Raw genomic sequence first — 14441 nt, 5'->3', positions numbered from 1 at the left:
TGCGGATCGGTGTCAGGCGGTTCGGAGGCCGAGGATCGCGTCCAGCCGCTGTTCCAGCGCCCTGGTCGCGGTGTTGACCTCGTGCGGGGCGAGGGCCTTCGGGACCACGGCCACCGGCGAGTCGAGGTACGGGGCGAGGCGGGCGGCGACATCCGGCTCACCTCCCGGGACGACACCGGTGTCGACGGCCGACGCCACCACCTCGGACCAGACACGCGCGTCGTCGAGCAGGTCGCGGACCGTGGCCACGGCGCCGGACCCCGTGCCGGCGGCCACCGGATCGGGCACGCCCCAGTGGTGCTCACCGTGACCGACGGTCAGGGGCTCGTCGGCTCCGGGCAGACGCACGTGTGCGGTGGCACCGACCGGGACGCGCACGTTCAGGCGGAACGTCCCCGCCGACCTTTCCCAGGCGACATGGGCCTCGCCGTACGGCGTGATGTGCCGGGCCGACGCGGACGTCAGGTCGGCGGAGGGGAGCGGCCGCACGAGGATCTCGCGGTAGCCGGGCGCGGCGGGCGCCAGTCCGGCGACGGTGCGGTGGAGCCAGTCCGCGACGGCGCCGAGCGCGTAGTGGTTGAACGACGTCATCCCGTCGGAGTTGACGCTGCCGTCGGGCAGCATGCTGTCCCAGCGCTCCCAGACCGTTGTGGCGCCCATCGTCACCGGGTAGAGCCACGACGGGCACTGGGTCTGCAACAGCAGGCGGTAGGCGACGTCGACGTATCCCGTGGCCACCAGCGCGTCGGTCACCAGCGGCGTCCCCACGAAGCCGGTGCTGATGCGGAACGCGTTCGCACGCACCAGGTCGGCCAGCCGCCGCCCGGCGTGCGCGCGTTGCTCGGCGCCGGGCAGCAGCGCCCACTGGACGGCGAGGGCGTAGACCGTCGGGGCGTCGGAGAGGATCCGGCCGGTGCGGGTGACGTACGCGTGGGCGAACGCCGTACGTACCTCGTCCGCCAGGGCGGCGTACCGGTCGGCCTCGGCCGTGTGGCCGAGTACGCGCGCGGCCTCGGCCACGACTTCCGCCGAGCGGGCCAGATGCGCGGTGGCCACCACGTCCGGGTCCGCCTTGGCGCGGGCGGCGTCCTCAGCGGGAGCCGTCGGGTCGAGCCAGTCGCCGAACTGGAAGCCGCCCGACCAGAGGCGGTCGGGTCCGGCGAGACCCGCCACATGGTCGACCCAGGCGCGCATGCTGGGCAGTTGACGCTCCAGGACGCCACGGTCGCCGGTGCGTTGGTACAGCGTCCAGGGGACCAGCGCGGCGGCGTCGCCCCAGGCCGTCGCGGCGGGCGACGGGGTCCGGATCACATCCGGCACCACGTACGGCACCGACCCGTCGGGCTGTTGTTCGGCGGCCAGATCCGCGAGCCATGAACTGAGGAAACCCGCGCTGTCGAACAGGAACATGGCCGTGGGCGCGAACACCTGGATGTCCCCGGTCCAGCCGAGCCGTTCGTCGCGCTGGGGGCAGTCCGTGGGGATGTCGACGAAGTTGCCGCGCATGCTCCACACCACGTTCTCGTGGAAGCGGTTCAGCAGGGCGTGGGAGGAGTTGAACCAGCCCGTGCGGCGCAGGTCGGAGCCGATCACCACGGCGTCCACGTCCTCCGCGCGCAGACCGGGCACGCCCGACACCTCCGCGTACCGGAAGCCGTGGAAGGTGAGGGAGGGCTCCAGGGTCTCCTCGGTGGCGCCGCTGACGAGGTAGGTGTCGGTCGCCTCGGCCGAGCGCAGGGGGAGGGTGGCGAGTTCGCCGTTCTCCAGGACTTCCGCGTGCCGGACGACCACCTCGGTGCCGGATGCCAGACCGTGCACGCGCAGCCGCACCCAGCCCACCGCGTTCTGGCCGAAGTCGACCAGGGTGCGGCCGGTGGGTGACGTCCACACCTTCTCGGCCGGGAGGAGACAGCTGACCCGGACGGGCGGCCCCTGCGGTGCGACGAGGCGTCCGAGGTCGCCCGGCACCACCTCCACGGGGCCGGCGGTCGTGTGCCAGCGCGCGTCGCGCCGTCGCAGGTCGGTGCGCTGGCCGTCGTAGAGGTCGTCGGCGAGCACCTCGCTCTCCCGCGCGGTCCAGGTGCCGTCGGTGGCGAGGACGTGCACCTGACCGTCGGCGGTGGTGACCTCCAGCTGCGCCAGCAGGGCCAGCCGGTCGCCGTACAGGGCGCGTTCGGCGTTGAAGCCCAGGCGTCCGCGGTACCAGCCGTTTCCCAGCAGCACGTCCAGCTCGTTGTCGCCCTCGCGCACCAGGTCCGTGACGTCGTACGTCTGGTAGCGCAGCCGGTGTTCGTAGGCGGTCCAGCCCGGTGCGAGGACCTGGTCGCCGACGCGGTGACCGTTGAGGGTGGCGGTGTACAGGCCGTGCGCGGTGGCGTAGAGGCGGGCCTTGCGCACCTCGCCGGGCACGTGGAGGGACCCGTGGAGCACCGGCGCCGGCATGCGCAGGCCGCCGATGGCGACGGGGCTGACGAAGGACGCGGACCAGTCGGCGGCGTCGAGCAGTCCGGCCTCCACGACGGAACGCTCGCTCCACTCGCTCCAGTCGGAGTCGTGGGCCACGCGCACGCGGACCGAGGCGAACTCCCGGGATCTCAGCGGCGCGGCGGGCCAGGGCACCAGCACCTGTTCGGCGCTGTGCACCCGGTGGCACTCGGCGCGTCCGCCACGCAGGATCTCCACCTCGTAGGCGGTCTGGCGGTAGTCCGCGTCCGCGTGCGGGGTCGTCCAGGACAGTCGGGGCGAGCCCGTTCCGATGCCCCGCAGCGGGGAGGGGGCGGTGAGGTGCTCGAAGTGGGGTGCGTGGGGAGCGGCTGCCACGGCCATGCAAGTCTCCAGACTTTTCAGGCAGTCGGTGACCGGGCCTGGAGCAGGCTTCGCGGCCTTGCCCAGGAACGCCCGCGCGCGGTGCTGAGCGCTGTGTGGCGGGCCGGTGTCGTATAACGTTCTACGCGGGCAGCGTAGGGACCGCTGCTCCCACGTGTCAAGGACGAGGGAGGACGTCGATCGATGGGGCAGTCGGCAAGGGCGGCCCTTGTGGCAGGGCGCGCATCCACACCAGCTCTGCTGAGGGGAGGGGCGAAATGGCCGCAGCGCAGGACGGGCGGGGGCGGCGCAGGGGGCGTGCCGGCGAGGGCCCCGGGGCCCCCGGTGTCCGCCGCGTCACCATTCTGGATGCAACGTCCTACGCGACCGAGAGGTCACGAACCCGCCTCGTGGAGTTTCACGACTTGGGCGCCGGTCGAGAAGGGGGATGGGCTCGGCCGGTGGAGCGCGATCGCCGTGCGGCCGTCAGGATGTGGAGGGTGCCGCAGCCGTGTCGCGTTCCACCACGCGAGGTGCGACGACGTAGTGCACGGACTTGCCGCGTCCCTCGATGCGTTCGAGGAGAAGCTGTGCACTGACGGAACCGGTGAGTTCGCCGGACTGGTCGACCGTCGTCAGTGAGACGCGGCTTATGCGGGCGGCGAAGATGTCGTCGTAGCCGACGACCGTCACGTCGGCGGGGACACTGAGGCCCTTGTCCGCCGCGGCCCGCAGCACTCCGAGGGCCGCTATATCGGCGCCGGCGAAGATCGCGGTCGGCGGTTGCCGTCGCGCAAGAAGTTCGGTTGCTGCCTCGTGGCCACCGACCTCCGAGTACGAGGTCACGACGATGTCCGGCTCGAGACCGTGGCGTCGCATGGCCTTCTCGTAGCCGTGTCGGCGGGCGGTGTGCGAGAGCACATAGGGCTCCTGGAACGGGCCGTCGGGCATGGCCGTGTGTGCGATGCGGCGATGACCGAGTTTCACCAGGCGGTCCACCATGAGCGCGGCGCCCAGACGGTCGTCGTTGGTCACGGTGTCCACGTGCTCGGGAGCGCCGTGCAGGGCCACCGCGACCGTCGGGATGCGGTCACCGAGCTGCTCCAGCCAGTCCACCTCCACCCAGGGGGCGATCAGGATGAGCCCGTCGACCTGGCGGTCCACCAGCGCTTCCACACAGTGGCGCTGCCGCGCCGGCTCGGTACCGCCGATCGCGATGATCTCCTGGAAGGGGCCTTCCCCCAGCGCCGAACTGATCGACTGGGCGACCTCCGTCTGGAACGGCGAGGACAGGTCGGTCAGGACGACACCGACGGTGAAGGACTTGCCGCGCATGGCCCGCGCCCCGGCGTGCGGCCGGTAGTCGAGGCGAGTGATCGCCGCGGTGACCTTCTCGCGCATCTCCGCACTGACGCCGTACGCGTCGCGCAGGACCTTGGAGACGGCCGAGATCGAGACGCCGGCCTCCCGCGCCACGTCCTTGATCGTGGTGCGGGCCAGCGCCTGCTTGCGTCCCGGCTGCGCGTCGGTCATGCGCGGCATCCTATTTCAGCCCGCTGTCGTACGGGAACACGACGTCAGAGGACCGCGATGTGTACCCGCGCCCGGTTCATGCTCCTGCTGAATGCAGGAAGTGGTACCGGTGATGCCGGGCGGGCGGAGCCCGAGTGGGAGGCCGAGAGACTCCGCCCGTCCCGGCACCGGTGATGCGGGGTGTCTCGTAGGTCAGCGCACGACGACGCGTGGGCGGCCAGGTTCTGCACCCGTGCGAAGACGGTCCGGCTGGTAGAACGTTCGCCAACCCTCGCTTAGGATGCGTCCCATGAGCACTGCGAGGGGCGGGGTCTCCAGTACGCGGGCCCAGGCGTCGGCCCGCACTCGGCGAGCCACGATGCAGGATGTGGCGCGCGAGGCGGGAGTCTCCGTGTCCGCCGTCTCCAAGGTGGTGCGCGACGCCTACGGCGTGAGCGCGGACATGCGTGAGCGTGTCAACTCGGCGATCGAGCGGCTTGGTTATCGTCCGCACGCCGGGGCGCGGGCGATGCGCGGCAGCACGTTCACGGTGGGCATGGTGCTTCCGGACCTTTCCTCGCCGTTCCCCACGGAAGTCGCCCATGGCGTGAGCCGGGAGCTGGGTGACACGCCCTTCCAGGAGATCATCGCGCTGGGCGGCGTCGAGCCCGAGACGCAGCGCAGGGCCATAGAGGCGCTGGTGGACCGCCATGTCGACGGTCTGGTCCTGGTCGCGCCCTGGCTCGAGGTGGCGTGGATCGAGGAACTGGCCGTCCGGGTCCCGGTCGTGGCCGTCGCCCTGCACGGAGCCCCGGGGAACTTCGACACGGTGATCAACGACGACCGGTTGGGCGTGGCCCTGCTCGTCGACCACCTGGCCGCGCTCGGCCATCGGCGGATCGCCCACACCGCGATGCCCGACGGCCCGTTTCGTGAGCCGTTCATGCTCTCCCACACGGCGCGGCGGCGTGGCTACGAGACGGAGATGCGCCGACGCGACCTGGAACCCGAGGTCGTCGTCACGTCGTACAGCGAGGAAGGCGGACATGAGGCCGCCCAGGAGCTGTTCGCCCGCGCCGAACCGCCGACCGCGATCCTTGCCGGTGCCGACGTCGCCGCGCTGGGCGTTCTGCGCGCGGCCGAGGAGCGAGGCCTGTCCGTCCCCGGTGACGTGTCGATCGTGGGCTACGACAACATCATGCCCAGCCGGATCGGGCGGATCTCCTTGACCACGGTGGATCAGTCGGGGTCGCTGACGGGAGCGGTGAGCGCCCGACTGCTGCTCGAGCGCATCCAGGGCCGCAAGAGACCCGTGCACTACGTCATCGCGCCACGGCTCGAGTCCCGCTCCACGGTGGCGGCCCCGCAGTCCATGGAGGCATGAGCGGGCGCCGGGAGCTTTCGGGAAGCCGCCCCGGGGGAATCGCCGCCGCTTTCGTTGACACGAGTGTGGGGATCTTTCTAGCGTGGACGTGAAACGTTGCACATCCTGTGCCTACCTCCTTGAGGAAGCCGTGACCCACGCGCCGCGCAGCCCCCGCGACCAAAGCCTCCCGCACTGGACCGCCCAGTGGATCGCCAGGCCTGTACCGCCCGAGCAACGAGTCCAGCGCGCAATCGACGGTGACCACATCGCCTGGGCCGAACCAGGACACGCGCTCGCGCAGTCCTTCGCCGCGTCAGGCCCGGTCACCGCCGTCAATCTGGACGCGGTGCGGCCGGACGGGGAGAACCCGGTGGCCGACATCGAGCTGTGCGACGAAAGTGGGAAATCGCTCGCCTCCACCACGGTCGGCACCGGCCACATCGCCGTGTGGGATCGCTTCACCAACTTCCTCGCCTTCGACCCGCCGCTGCCGTCCGGCACGTACACGCTGCACCTGCGGGCGGTGTCGGGGCGGATCGGCTGGCGCGGGTTCGAGCGGGGCCCGACGGCCGTCGCGGACGACGGGGTGTCCCCGACACCCCTGACCGGCACCGCCTACCGTGATGGGGTGCCCGAGGACGGACTCAGGTGTGTCGGCGTCGAGACGATGCCCGCACCCGACCCGGTCTTCCGCCGTCGTTTCACGCTCGGCACGGACCCGTCCGAAGCCCGCCTGTACGTGGTCGGCCTGGGCTACGGCCACTTCACCGTCAACGGACACCCTGTCACCGACGCCGTACTGGAACCGGCCCCGACCGCGTACGACAAGACGGTGCTCTACCGGGCGTACGACGTCAGCGCACTGCTGAGGCGGGGAGAGAACGAGATCCGGGCGGCACTCGGGCGTGGCTTCTTCGCGGCGCGCGGCGGCAGCACCTGGGGCTGGAACCTGGCCCCCGCCCACCGCGAGCCGATGTTGCTCGCCCAGCTCGAATGGTCGGACACCGAGGGTGGGAGCGGCCTACTGGTTTCGGACGACATCTGGGAGACCGCCGCGGGCGAGGTGGTCAGCGACATCCTCTACACGGGTGTCACGTACGACGAGGCCGCTGCCACCCGCGCGTCCTGGGCCCCGGCCGCGGTGGTCCCCGGACCGGGCGGAAGACTGGCCCCTGCCGAACTTCCGCCGGTCCGCCGCTTCGCGCCACTGGAGCCGGTCTCGGCGACCCCGCATCCGACGGACGGCACTGTGTACGACTTCGGTACGACGATCGCGGGGCGGGTGGCGCTGACCCTCACGTCGGATCATCCCGGCTCGGAGGTGGTGGTCCGGTACGGGGAGACCCTGGACGCGAACGGTGCCGTGTTCTGCGACAACATCCTCGCCGCGGGCGAGGCCCAGACCGACCGGTACGTGACGACGGGAAACGGGCAACAGACCTGCTGGGAACCCGAGTTCACGTACAAGGGATTCCGGTACGCCAGTGTCCGTGTCGTCGGCCGAGGGGTCCGCGTGGACGACGTCGCCGCGGTGCCCCTGCACACCGATGTGGAACGGATCGGCTCCTTCGAGTGTGACGAGCCCACCCTCGCCTGGATCGACGACGCCACCGCCCGAACCTTCCTGAACAACCTGCACGGCATCCCCACCGACACCCCCGTGTACGAGAAGAACGGCTGGACCGCGGACGCCCATCTGGCCACCGAAGCCGTCCTGCACCACTTCGACCTGCGGACCACCCTCGCCAAGTGGGTGGACGACCACGTGGATGCCCAGGACGTCGACGGCTCCGTCCCCACGATCGTCCCGACGCCGGGCTGGGGCCGTGGCTTCGACCCCGTCTGGAGCGCTTCGACCGTGCTCATCCCGTGGAACCTGTACCGGGAGTACGGCGACCCTCGACTCCTGAGCCGTCACTTCCCCGCGCTGCGCGCGTACGCCGACCACGCCCTTGCGATCGCCGAGGGTGCCGGATGGCTGTGGCCCCTGCACAGCTGGACCGACTGGCTGGCCCCCGGTCATGCCTTCGCCCCCGAGGGGGCGGCGCCGACCGGGACCATGATGGTCAAGCACCTCGCCGACCGGATGGCTCTGATCAGTGTCGAACTCGGTGAGGACACCGCCCGATCGACGTACGAGACCGCCTCGCGCGCCCTTGCCCGGGCCTATCACGCGGCCTACTTCGACAGCGGGAGTGGCTATTACGCGGTGCCCGGCGTGGGTTACCGGCAGACCTTGAACATCCTGCCGCTCGCCTTCGGTGCCGTGCCGGCCGAGCACGTCACGACGGTGTTCCGGTCGCTCGCCGAGGACCTGGAGCAGCGCACGGACGGGCACCTCGACTGCGGGGCCATCGGCGTGAAGTACCTCCCGCAGGTGCTCAGTGCACACGGCCGGGACGACCTCGCGGTCACCGTTCTGACCCGCCCTGCCCGGCCCGGCTGGGACGTGTGGCGACAGGCGGACAGCGACACCCTGTGGGAGGCGTGGGACCTCGATGCCCGCTCCCGCAACCACTTCTTCCTGGGGTCCGTGTCCGCCTGGATCCAGCAGCGTGTGGGAGGCCTGATCGCCACCGCCGCAGGGTGGCGGACCTTCGACGTGAGCCCGCTGCGTGACGACCGCGTCACCCGGGCCGACACCACGCATCGCACTCCGCACGGCGAAGTCCGTGCCGCCTGGCGGCGGGCGGGGGAGCGGTGGACGGTCCACGTCACCGTGCCCGCCGGGACGCTCGCCACCGTACGGCTGCCGGGGCACGAGCCGGTCGAACTCGGTGCGGGCAGCCATGAGGTGATCCGGTAGCCGGTTCGAGAAGACTTCGAGACTCGTGTACGCGACGTGCACGAGCCCCCGAGCCGTTCGAGCCCTGGGATCATTCCTGCGTCGCCGCGGTCCACCCGGAATCGGACAGCCGGCCGTGCTCGGCCACCGGCGCATCGTCCAACCGCTGCCGAGTGCGGCGCCCGCCGTGCCGCTACCCGCCATCACACCCCGTACGGGCCGACGGCCGTGTCCTGGAGACGCGAGGACGGACGGTTCCGGCTCCATGTGGATGTCCCCGGTGGGGCCAGGTGCCGCGCTCGGCGCTGGCGGGCGATCGTCGCGGCGGCCGTGGCCACCGGGGTCACGCCCACGCCGAGCGATCACCGGCGCCGCTCCTTCTCCCACGGAGATTTATCAGGAGAGCCCCAGGGCCGCTTTGGAGACCCCGGCAAGGCACCTTTCCCCGCATTCCGCCCCGTGTCGGCGGGCTGGATGGCGGGGGTTTTCGTGCGTCCGCGCGCCATGAAACCCGAGGTGCGCGCCGGTTCGGAGCGCACCAGGGGTGCGCGTCCTCGTTCCTGAAACGTGACTTCTCGCCCTGCGCAGTCTATTGACGCTCGGGGTGGCCAGAGTTACGGTCCCGTTCGTAAAACGTTGCACACGCTGTGCGGTGTCTACTTCCTCCACAGCTACCCTTCTCGCATCACTTTGCCCTAAGGGGTCATCAATGAGACGCGCACTTCCTCTCGTGACCAAGACCGTTGCTCCGCTGGCCGCGGCGGCTCTCCTGCTCACCGCCTGCACGGGGCAGTCCAGCAGCAGCGGCGGCGGCGATGCGGGCTCCGGCGGAACCGGCAAGGACAAGCTGATCCTCGGCCTGACCGCCGACATGACCGGCTGGGACCCGTCCACCGCGCCCGACTACCAGGCGTGGGGGTACGAGGCGGCCTACGACACCCTGGTCAAGTGCAACAAAGACGGGAGCCTCGCGCCGGCCGCCGCGACGAGCTGGGAGATCAGCGCCGACAAGAAGTCCTTCACCGCCCACCTGCGGTCGGGCATGAAATTCTCCGACGGCACCCCGGTCACCGCCCAAACGGTGAAGGAAGCCTTCACGCCGCTGGCCAAGACGGCCTCGGACCGCTACGGCGGCATCAAGTTCGACATCCCCGACCCGCGGACCGTCACCATCACCTGGCCCGACCCGCAGCCCCTGATGAGCACCCGGATCTGCAGCATCGAGCTCGTCTCGGCGAAATACCTCGCCTCCAAGGACAGGAACACCGCCCCGGTCGGCTCGGGCCCGTACACCTACGACGCCAAGGCGTCCACCGCCGGCTCGGTCTACGTTCTGAGGAAGAACCCGGACTTCTACGACGCCAAGAAGTACCCGTACAAGACCCTCGAACTGCGCGTCCTGAGCAGCCCCACCGCCGCCCTGAGCGCGCTGAAGACGGGGCAGATCGACGGCACGGTCGTCACGGCCGACACCTACAACGAGGCCAAGAAGACACCGAACGTCAACGTGCTGGCGCTTGAGTCGGGCGTCACCGCGATGATGCTCACCGACCATGAGGGCAAGAAGATCCCGGCCCTCAAGGACATCCGCGTGCGCAAGGCCATGAACATGGTCTTCGACCGTGACCTCATCGCCAAGAAGCTCTACAAGGGCCTGGCGTCGCCGACCTACCAGTTCTTCAACAAGCAGGGCGCGGCGTACGTGAAGGGCAGTGACCCGTACCCGTACAACGTTGCCGAAGCCAAGAAACTGATGCAGCAGGCCGGCCAGGAGAAGGGGTTCACCCTCACCCTGCCCACCATGGAGGGCCAGGCGTGGACGGTGCTGCTGCCGTACGTCACCCAGCAGCTAGCCGAACTGAACATCACGGTGAAGACCAAGACCCTCACCGGCGCCGACGCCATCACCAAGCTGCTCAGCGGTGACTACCCGGCCCCGCTGTGGACGGTCGGCGCTGTCGCCAATTCCGTCCAGGACATCTCCATCGGAGTCATCCCGGCCGGCTACTGGAACGTCTCCCACCAGCCCGACGCCACGGTCGAGAAGTACTGGAAGACCATCGTCAGCGGCAGCGACAGTGAGTCGAAGGCGGCTCAGCAGGCCATCGGCAAGTACGTCCTGGACAACGCGTGGTACGTCCCGCTGGTCAACCCGCAGGTCTTCTACGCGTACGCCGACAGCATCAAGATCCCCCAGTCCACCGACCCGAACGACGCGCACCCGATCCTGCGCGACTTCAAGTGACCGACACCCCGTTACAGCCCGAAGCGGCCGAACAGAACCCGAAGAGGACGAGGAACGGACCCTGTCATGCCCGCACTGCTCCTGAGACACCTGGCGCGCGCCTCCGGCATCTTCCTGCTGGTGACCTTCTCCACCTTCTGCCTGATGTACGGCAACGGAGAGGGCGTAGCGAGAGCCACGCTCGGCATGAGCGCGTCCGCCTCCGACGTGCGTCATCGGATGGTCGAGCTCGGCCTGGACCGGCCGCTCCTGGTGCAGTTCGGCGACTGGCTCGGCGGGGTTTTCACCGGTGATTTCGGACAGTCCTACCTCACCGGTCAGTCCGTGGCCGGGGCGCTGCAGGTCCGCGTCCCGGTCACCCTCGCCCTCACTCTGATCACTCTGGTCCTCACCGCCGTCATCAGCGTCGTCCTCGGCGTGACGGCGGCGGTGCGGGGCGGCTGGGTGGACCGGATGGTGCAGTTCCTCTCGGTGCTCGGTACGGCCGTTCCCTCCTTCATCATCGCGATCGTGCTGGTGTTCACCTTCGCCGTGCACTTCAGAGCCTTCCCGGCCACCGGATACACCTCGCCCGAGATCAGCTTCGGTGGGTGGATCTCCTCCGTGACGCTGCCGGTGCTCGCCCTGCTCATCGGGTCCGTGGCGAGTGCCGCGGTCCAGTTCCGGGCGGCGTTCCTCGACAACCTGGGGCGGGACTACGTCCGTACGCTGCGAGCCCGAGGCGTCCCCGAACGCGCGGTGCTCTTCCGTCACGTCCTGCGCAACGCGGGCGGCCCCGGTCTCACCGTGCTCAACCTCCAGCTCATCGGCACCCTCGGTGGCGCCGTCTTCGTCGAGCAGATCTTTGCCCTGCCGGGCATGGGCCAGCTCGGCAACCTCTCCGCCCAGTCCGGCGACGTTCCCATGGTGATGGGCACGGTCCTCGTCACCATCGCGATCGTGATCGTCGTCAACATCCTCGGTGACCTGGCCACCATGCTCCTCAACCCGAAGGCGAGGACCCGATGACCGCGCCCGACCTCGCGGTGCCCGACGCCGGCACCGCCGCTGCCTCCGTCGCCTCCGCGGAACGCTCCTTGTTCGTACGGCTGCTGCGCAATCCGCAGGCGGCGATCTGTCTCGCCTTCGTCGTCCTCATCGCGTTCGTGGCGATCTTCGCACCGCTCCTCGCCCCGTACAGCGCCACCTACACCGACCTTGAGGCCGTGGGCGCCCCCGCCTTCAGTACGGGGCACGTTCTCGGTGGTGACGCGGCCGGGCGCGATGTGCTGTCCCGCCTCATCTGGGGCACCCGGCAGAGCGGGCTCGCCAGCCTCATCGTCCTCGGTGTCTCGCTCGCCGTCGGGGCGGTCAGCGGTCTGGTCGCGGGCTTCTACCGGGGTCGCTTCGAGACCGTCTCCGGCTTCGCCACCGACGTCGTCATGTCGCTGCCCGGCGTCGTCCTGCTCATCGCCCTCTACTCCCTGACCGGTCCCGACATCCCCGTCGCGATGGCCGTGTTCGGCCTCCTGGTCGCTCCCGGCTACTACCGTCTGGTGCGCGGCGTCGTCCTCGGCGTACGCGGAGAGCTGTACGTGGATGCCGCCCGGGTCGTCGGCCTCTCCGACCTGCGCATCGTCGGCCGCCATGTGCTGTGGGCGGTGCGGGTGCCGATCGTCATCCAGAGCTCCTTCGTGCTCGCCGCGGGCATCGGCATCGAGGCCGGTGTCACCTTCCTCGGCCTCGGAGACAGCAACGCGGGCTCGTGGGGTGTGGTGCTGCAGAAGGCCTTCGAGGACGTCTACAACAACCCGCTGGGGATCGTCTGGCCGGCCCTGCTGATCAGCGTCACCATCCTCGCGCTCATCCTGCTCGGCAACGCTCTCAGCGACGTCCTGCAGGCTTCGGCCCGCAGCAAGCCGGTGACGGCGCGGCAGCGCAAGGTGGCGCTCGCCGTCGGGACAACCGATGTGGGGGAGCCCGCGGACGACGCACTCCTGTCCCTGCGCGGCATCCGCATCGCCTACCCGCAGGGCGACGAGATCCGCGAGGTGGTGCACGGCGTCGACCTGGACGTGCGACGCGGCGAGATCCACGGCCTGGTCGGCGAGTCCGGCTCGGGCAAGTCCCAGATCGTTTTCTCCGTGCTCGGCATCCTGCCGCGCGAGGCCCTCACTCTCGCCGGAAGCGTCCACCTCGACGGCGTGGACCTGCTCGCCGACGAAGGCCGGATGCGCGCGGCCCGCGGCCGCCGTATCGCGTACGTCCCCCAGGAGCCGATGTCCAACCTCGACCCCTGTTTCACCATCGGCCGCCAGCTCCTGTACTGGCTGCGCGCGTCCACCGACCTCGGGATCGAAGAGGCCCGGGAACGGATCGTCGCGCTGCTCACGCGGGTCGGCATCCAGGATCCGGAGCGTGTGATGGGTCTGTATCCGCACCAGATCTCCGGTGGTATGGCCCAGCGTGTCCTGATCTGCGGCGCGGTCGCCTCCGACCCCGACGTGATCGTCGCCGACGAGCCGACCACCGCGCTCGACGTCACGGTTCAGGCCGAAGTCCTCGAACTGATGCGTGAGTTGGCGCGTGAACGCGGCCTCGCCATGATCATCGTGACGCACAACCTGGGCGTGGTCGCCGACCTGTGCGACACCGTCAGCGTCATGAAGGACGGCTGGATCGTCGAACAGGCCGCGGTGGACGACCTGTTCGAGTCGCCGCGCGAGCCGTACACCAAGGAACTCCTTTCCGCCTCCCGCCGCGTCGAGCTGATGGAGACCGAGACCTCGTGACCGAGCCCGCATCCGACACCGCACCGCTCCTCAGGGTCGAGGAGCTGGTAGTCCGTTTCGCCGATCGCCGGGGCCGCGGCAAGACGGTCATCGACGGCGTCAGCTTCGACATCGCCCCCGGTGAAACCCTCGGCCTGGTCGGCGAGTCCGGCTCCGGCAAGACCACCATCGGCCGTGCGATCCTGGGCCTCACCCCGGTCAACGGCGGCGAGATCACCTTTCGCGGCAAGACCATCAGCAACGTCTCGCGCGCCCGCCGACGCAAGATCGCCAGCGATATCCAGGTGGTCTTCCAGGACCCGTACTCGTCGCTCAATCCCGCCATGACCGTGGGCAGCATCCTGGTCGAACCCCTCGACGCGGCCGGCGTCCAGGGCGGAGCGGCCAGGATCCGTGAACTCCTCGACGCGGTCGGCCTCCCCGCCGACTCCGCCCGCCGCTACCCGCGCGAATTCTCCGGCGGCCAGCGCCAGCGCGTCGCCATCGCCCGTGCCCTGGCCCTCGCCCCGTCCGTCATCATCTGCGACGAACCGACCAGCGCCCTGGACGTCACCACCCAGGCCAAGGTCCTGACCCTGCTGAAGAACATCCAGGACGAGACCGGCGTCGCGTACATCTTCATCAGTCATGACCTCGGAGTCGTCAACGACATCAGCGACCGCACCGCGGTCCTGGACGGGGGCCGGATCGTCGAGCTGGGGGAGTCCGCCCAGGTCGCGGCGGCGCCGGTCCACCCCTACACCCGCAAGCTCCAGATGGCGGCACCGGTTGCGGACCCGAAGCGACAGCGCCTCCGTCGGGCGAAGCGGCTGAGCCTCGCCGCCGACGAGGGCACCGACGTGCCCGAGACCACGGACGCCTGCTGACACACCGCCGCGCCCGACGGCCCGCCCACCCCTGAGTACCGGCGGCTCCCCGGCATGCCCTGTCACCGACGGGAGTGCCCGGCATCCGCCG

Annotated in this window: 9 protein-coding genes; 7 read left to right on the top strand and 2 right to left on the bottom strand. The window is 70.1% G+C overall.

The features are described 5' to 3' along the window. Positions 1-12: 12 nt before the first annotated feature. Together HW837_RS40335 and HW837_RS40330 are read right to left on the bottom strand one after the other, a co-directional pair. Complete coding sequence (locus HW837_RS40335; RefSeq protein WP_093790832.1) at positions 13-2826, bottom strand: glycoside hydrolase family 78 protein; 2814 nt, start codon at positions 2824-2826, stop codon at positions 13-15. A gap of 465 nt (positions 2827-3291) precedes the next feature. Then, a complete protein-coding gene (locus tag HW837_RS40330) occupies positions 3292-4338 on the bottom strand; it encodes a LacI family DNA-binding transcriptional regulator (protein WP_093790831.1) in 1047 nt (348 codons plus the stop codon). A gap of 289 nt (positions 4339-4627) precedes the next feature. Between HW837_RS40330 and HW837_RS40325 the strand changes: the two genes are divergently transcribed. The 7 genes from HW837_RS40325 (at position 4628) to HW837_RS40295 (ending at position 14350) form a co-directional block, all read left to right on the top strand. Next, positions 4628-5701, top strand: a complete 1074-nt coding sequence (locus HW837_RS40325; RefSeq protein WP_052682902.1) for a LacI family DNA-binding transcriptional regulator — start codon at positions 4628-4630, stop codon at positions 5699-5701. A gap of 130 nt (positions 5702-5831) precedes the next feature. Continuing rightward, positions 5832-8489 (top strand): family 78 glycoside hydrolase catalytic domain, encoded by a 2658-nt coding sequence (locus HW837_RS40320; protein ID WP_093790829.1) that lies wholly within the window; start codon positions 5832-5834, stop codon positions 8487-8489. A gap of 36 nt (positions 8490-8525) precedes the next feature. Continuing rightward, positions 8526-9032, top strand: coding sequence for an alpha-L-rhamnosidase C-terminal domain-containing protein (locus HW837_RS50505; RefSeq protein WP_177262003.1), 507 nt, complete (start codon positions 8526-8528; stop codon positions 9030-9032). A gap of 166 nt (positions 9033-9198) precedes the next feature. After that, positions 9199-10713 carry an ABC transporter substrate-binding protein gene (locus HW837_RS40310; RefSeq protein ID WP_052682901.1) on the top strand — a complete coding sequence of 505 codons (1515 nt, stop codon included), beginning with the start codon at positions 9199-9201 and terminating at the stop codon, positions 10711-10713. Positions 10714-10779: 66 nt separating this feature from the next. Then, positions 10780-11721 (top strand): ABC transporter permease, encoded by a 942-nt coding sequence (locus tag HW837_RS40305; RefSeq protein ID WP_045558376.1) that lies wholly within the window; start codon positions 10780-10782, stop codon positions 11719-11721. Then, the gene (locus HW837_RS40300) at positions 11718-13484 is read left to right on the top strand and encodes a dipeptide/oligopeptide/nickel ABC transporter permease/ATP-binding protein (protein ID WP_045558375.1); all 1767 of its coding nucleotides are present in this window, start codon (positions 11718-11720) and stop codon (positions 13482-13484) included. The genes HW837_RS40305 and HW837_RS40300 overlap by 4 nt, the downstream gene beginning before the upstream one ends. Beyond that, positions 13481-14350, top strand: coding sequence for an ATP-binding cassette domain-containing protein (locus tag HW837_RS40295; RefSeq protein ID WP_045558374.1), 870 nt, complete (start codon positions 13481-13483; stop codon positions 14348-14350). Before HW837_RS40300 ends, HW837_RS40295 begins: the two co-directional genes overlap by 4 nt. Positions 14351-14441 lie beyond the last annotated feature (91 nt).

Origin of the sequence: Streptomyces caniscabiei (assembly GCF_014930365.1) — a bacterium.
Lineage (GTDB): Bacteria > Actinomycetota > Actinomycetes > Streptomycetales > Streptomycetaceae > Streptomyces > Streptomyces caniscabiei.
This window is presented reverse-complemented; position numbering and strand designations above follow the sequence as displayed.

Coding starts and splice junctions, on each gene's coding strand:
- HW837_RS40300 (WP_045558375.1), top strand. CDS start 11,718: ATGACCGCGCCCGACCTCGCGGTGCCCGACGCCGGCACCGCCGCTGCC.
- HW837_RS40330 (WP_093790831.1), bottom strand. CDS start 4,338: ATGACCGACGCGCAGCCGGGACGCAAGCAGGCGCTGGCCCGCACCACG.
- HW837_RS40305 (WP_045558376.1), top strand. CDS start 10,780: ATGCCCGCACTGCTCCTGAGACACCTGGCGCGCGCCTCCGGCATCTTC.
- HW837_RS40335 (WP_093790832.1), bottom strand. CDS start 2,826: ATGGCCGTGGCAGCCGCTCCCCACGCACCCCACTTCGAGCACCTCACC.
- HW837_RS40325 (WP_052682902.1), top strand. CDS start 4,628: ATGAGCACTGCGAGGGGCGGGGTCTCCAGTACGCGGGCCCAGGCGTCG.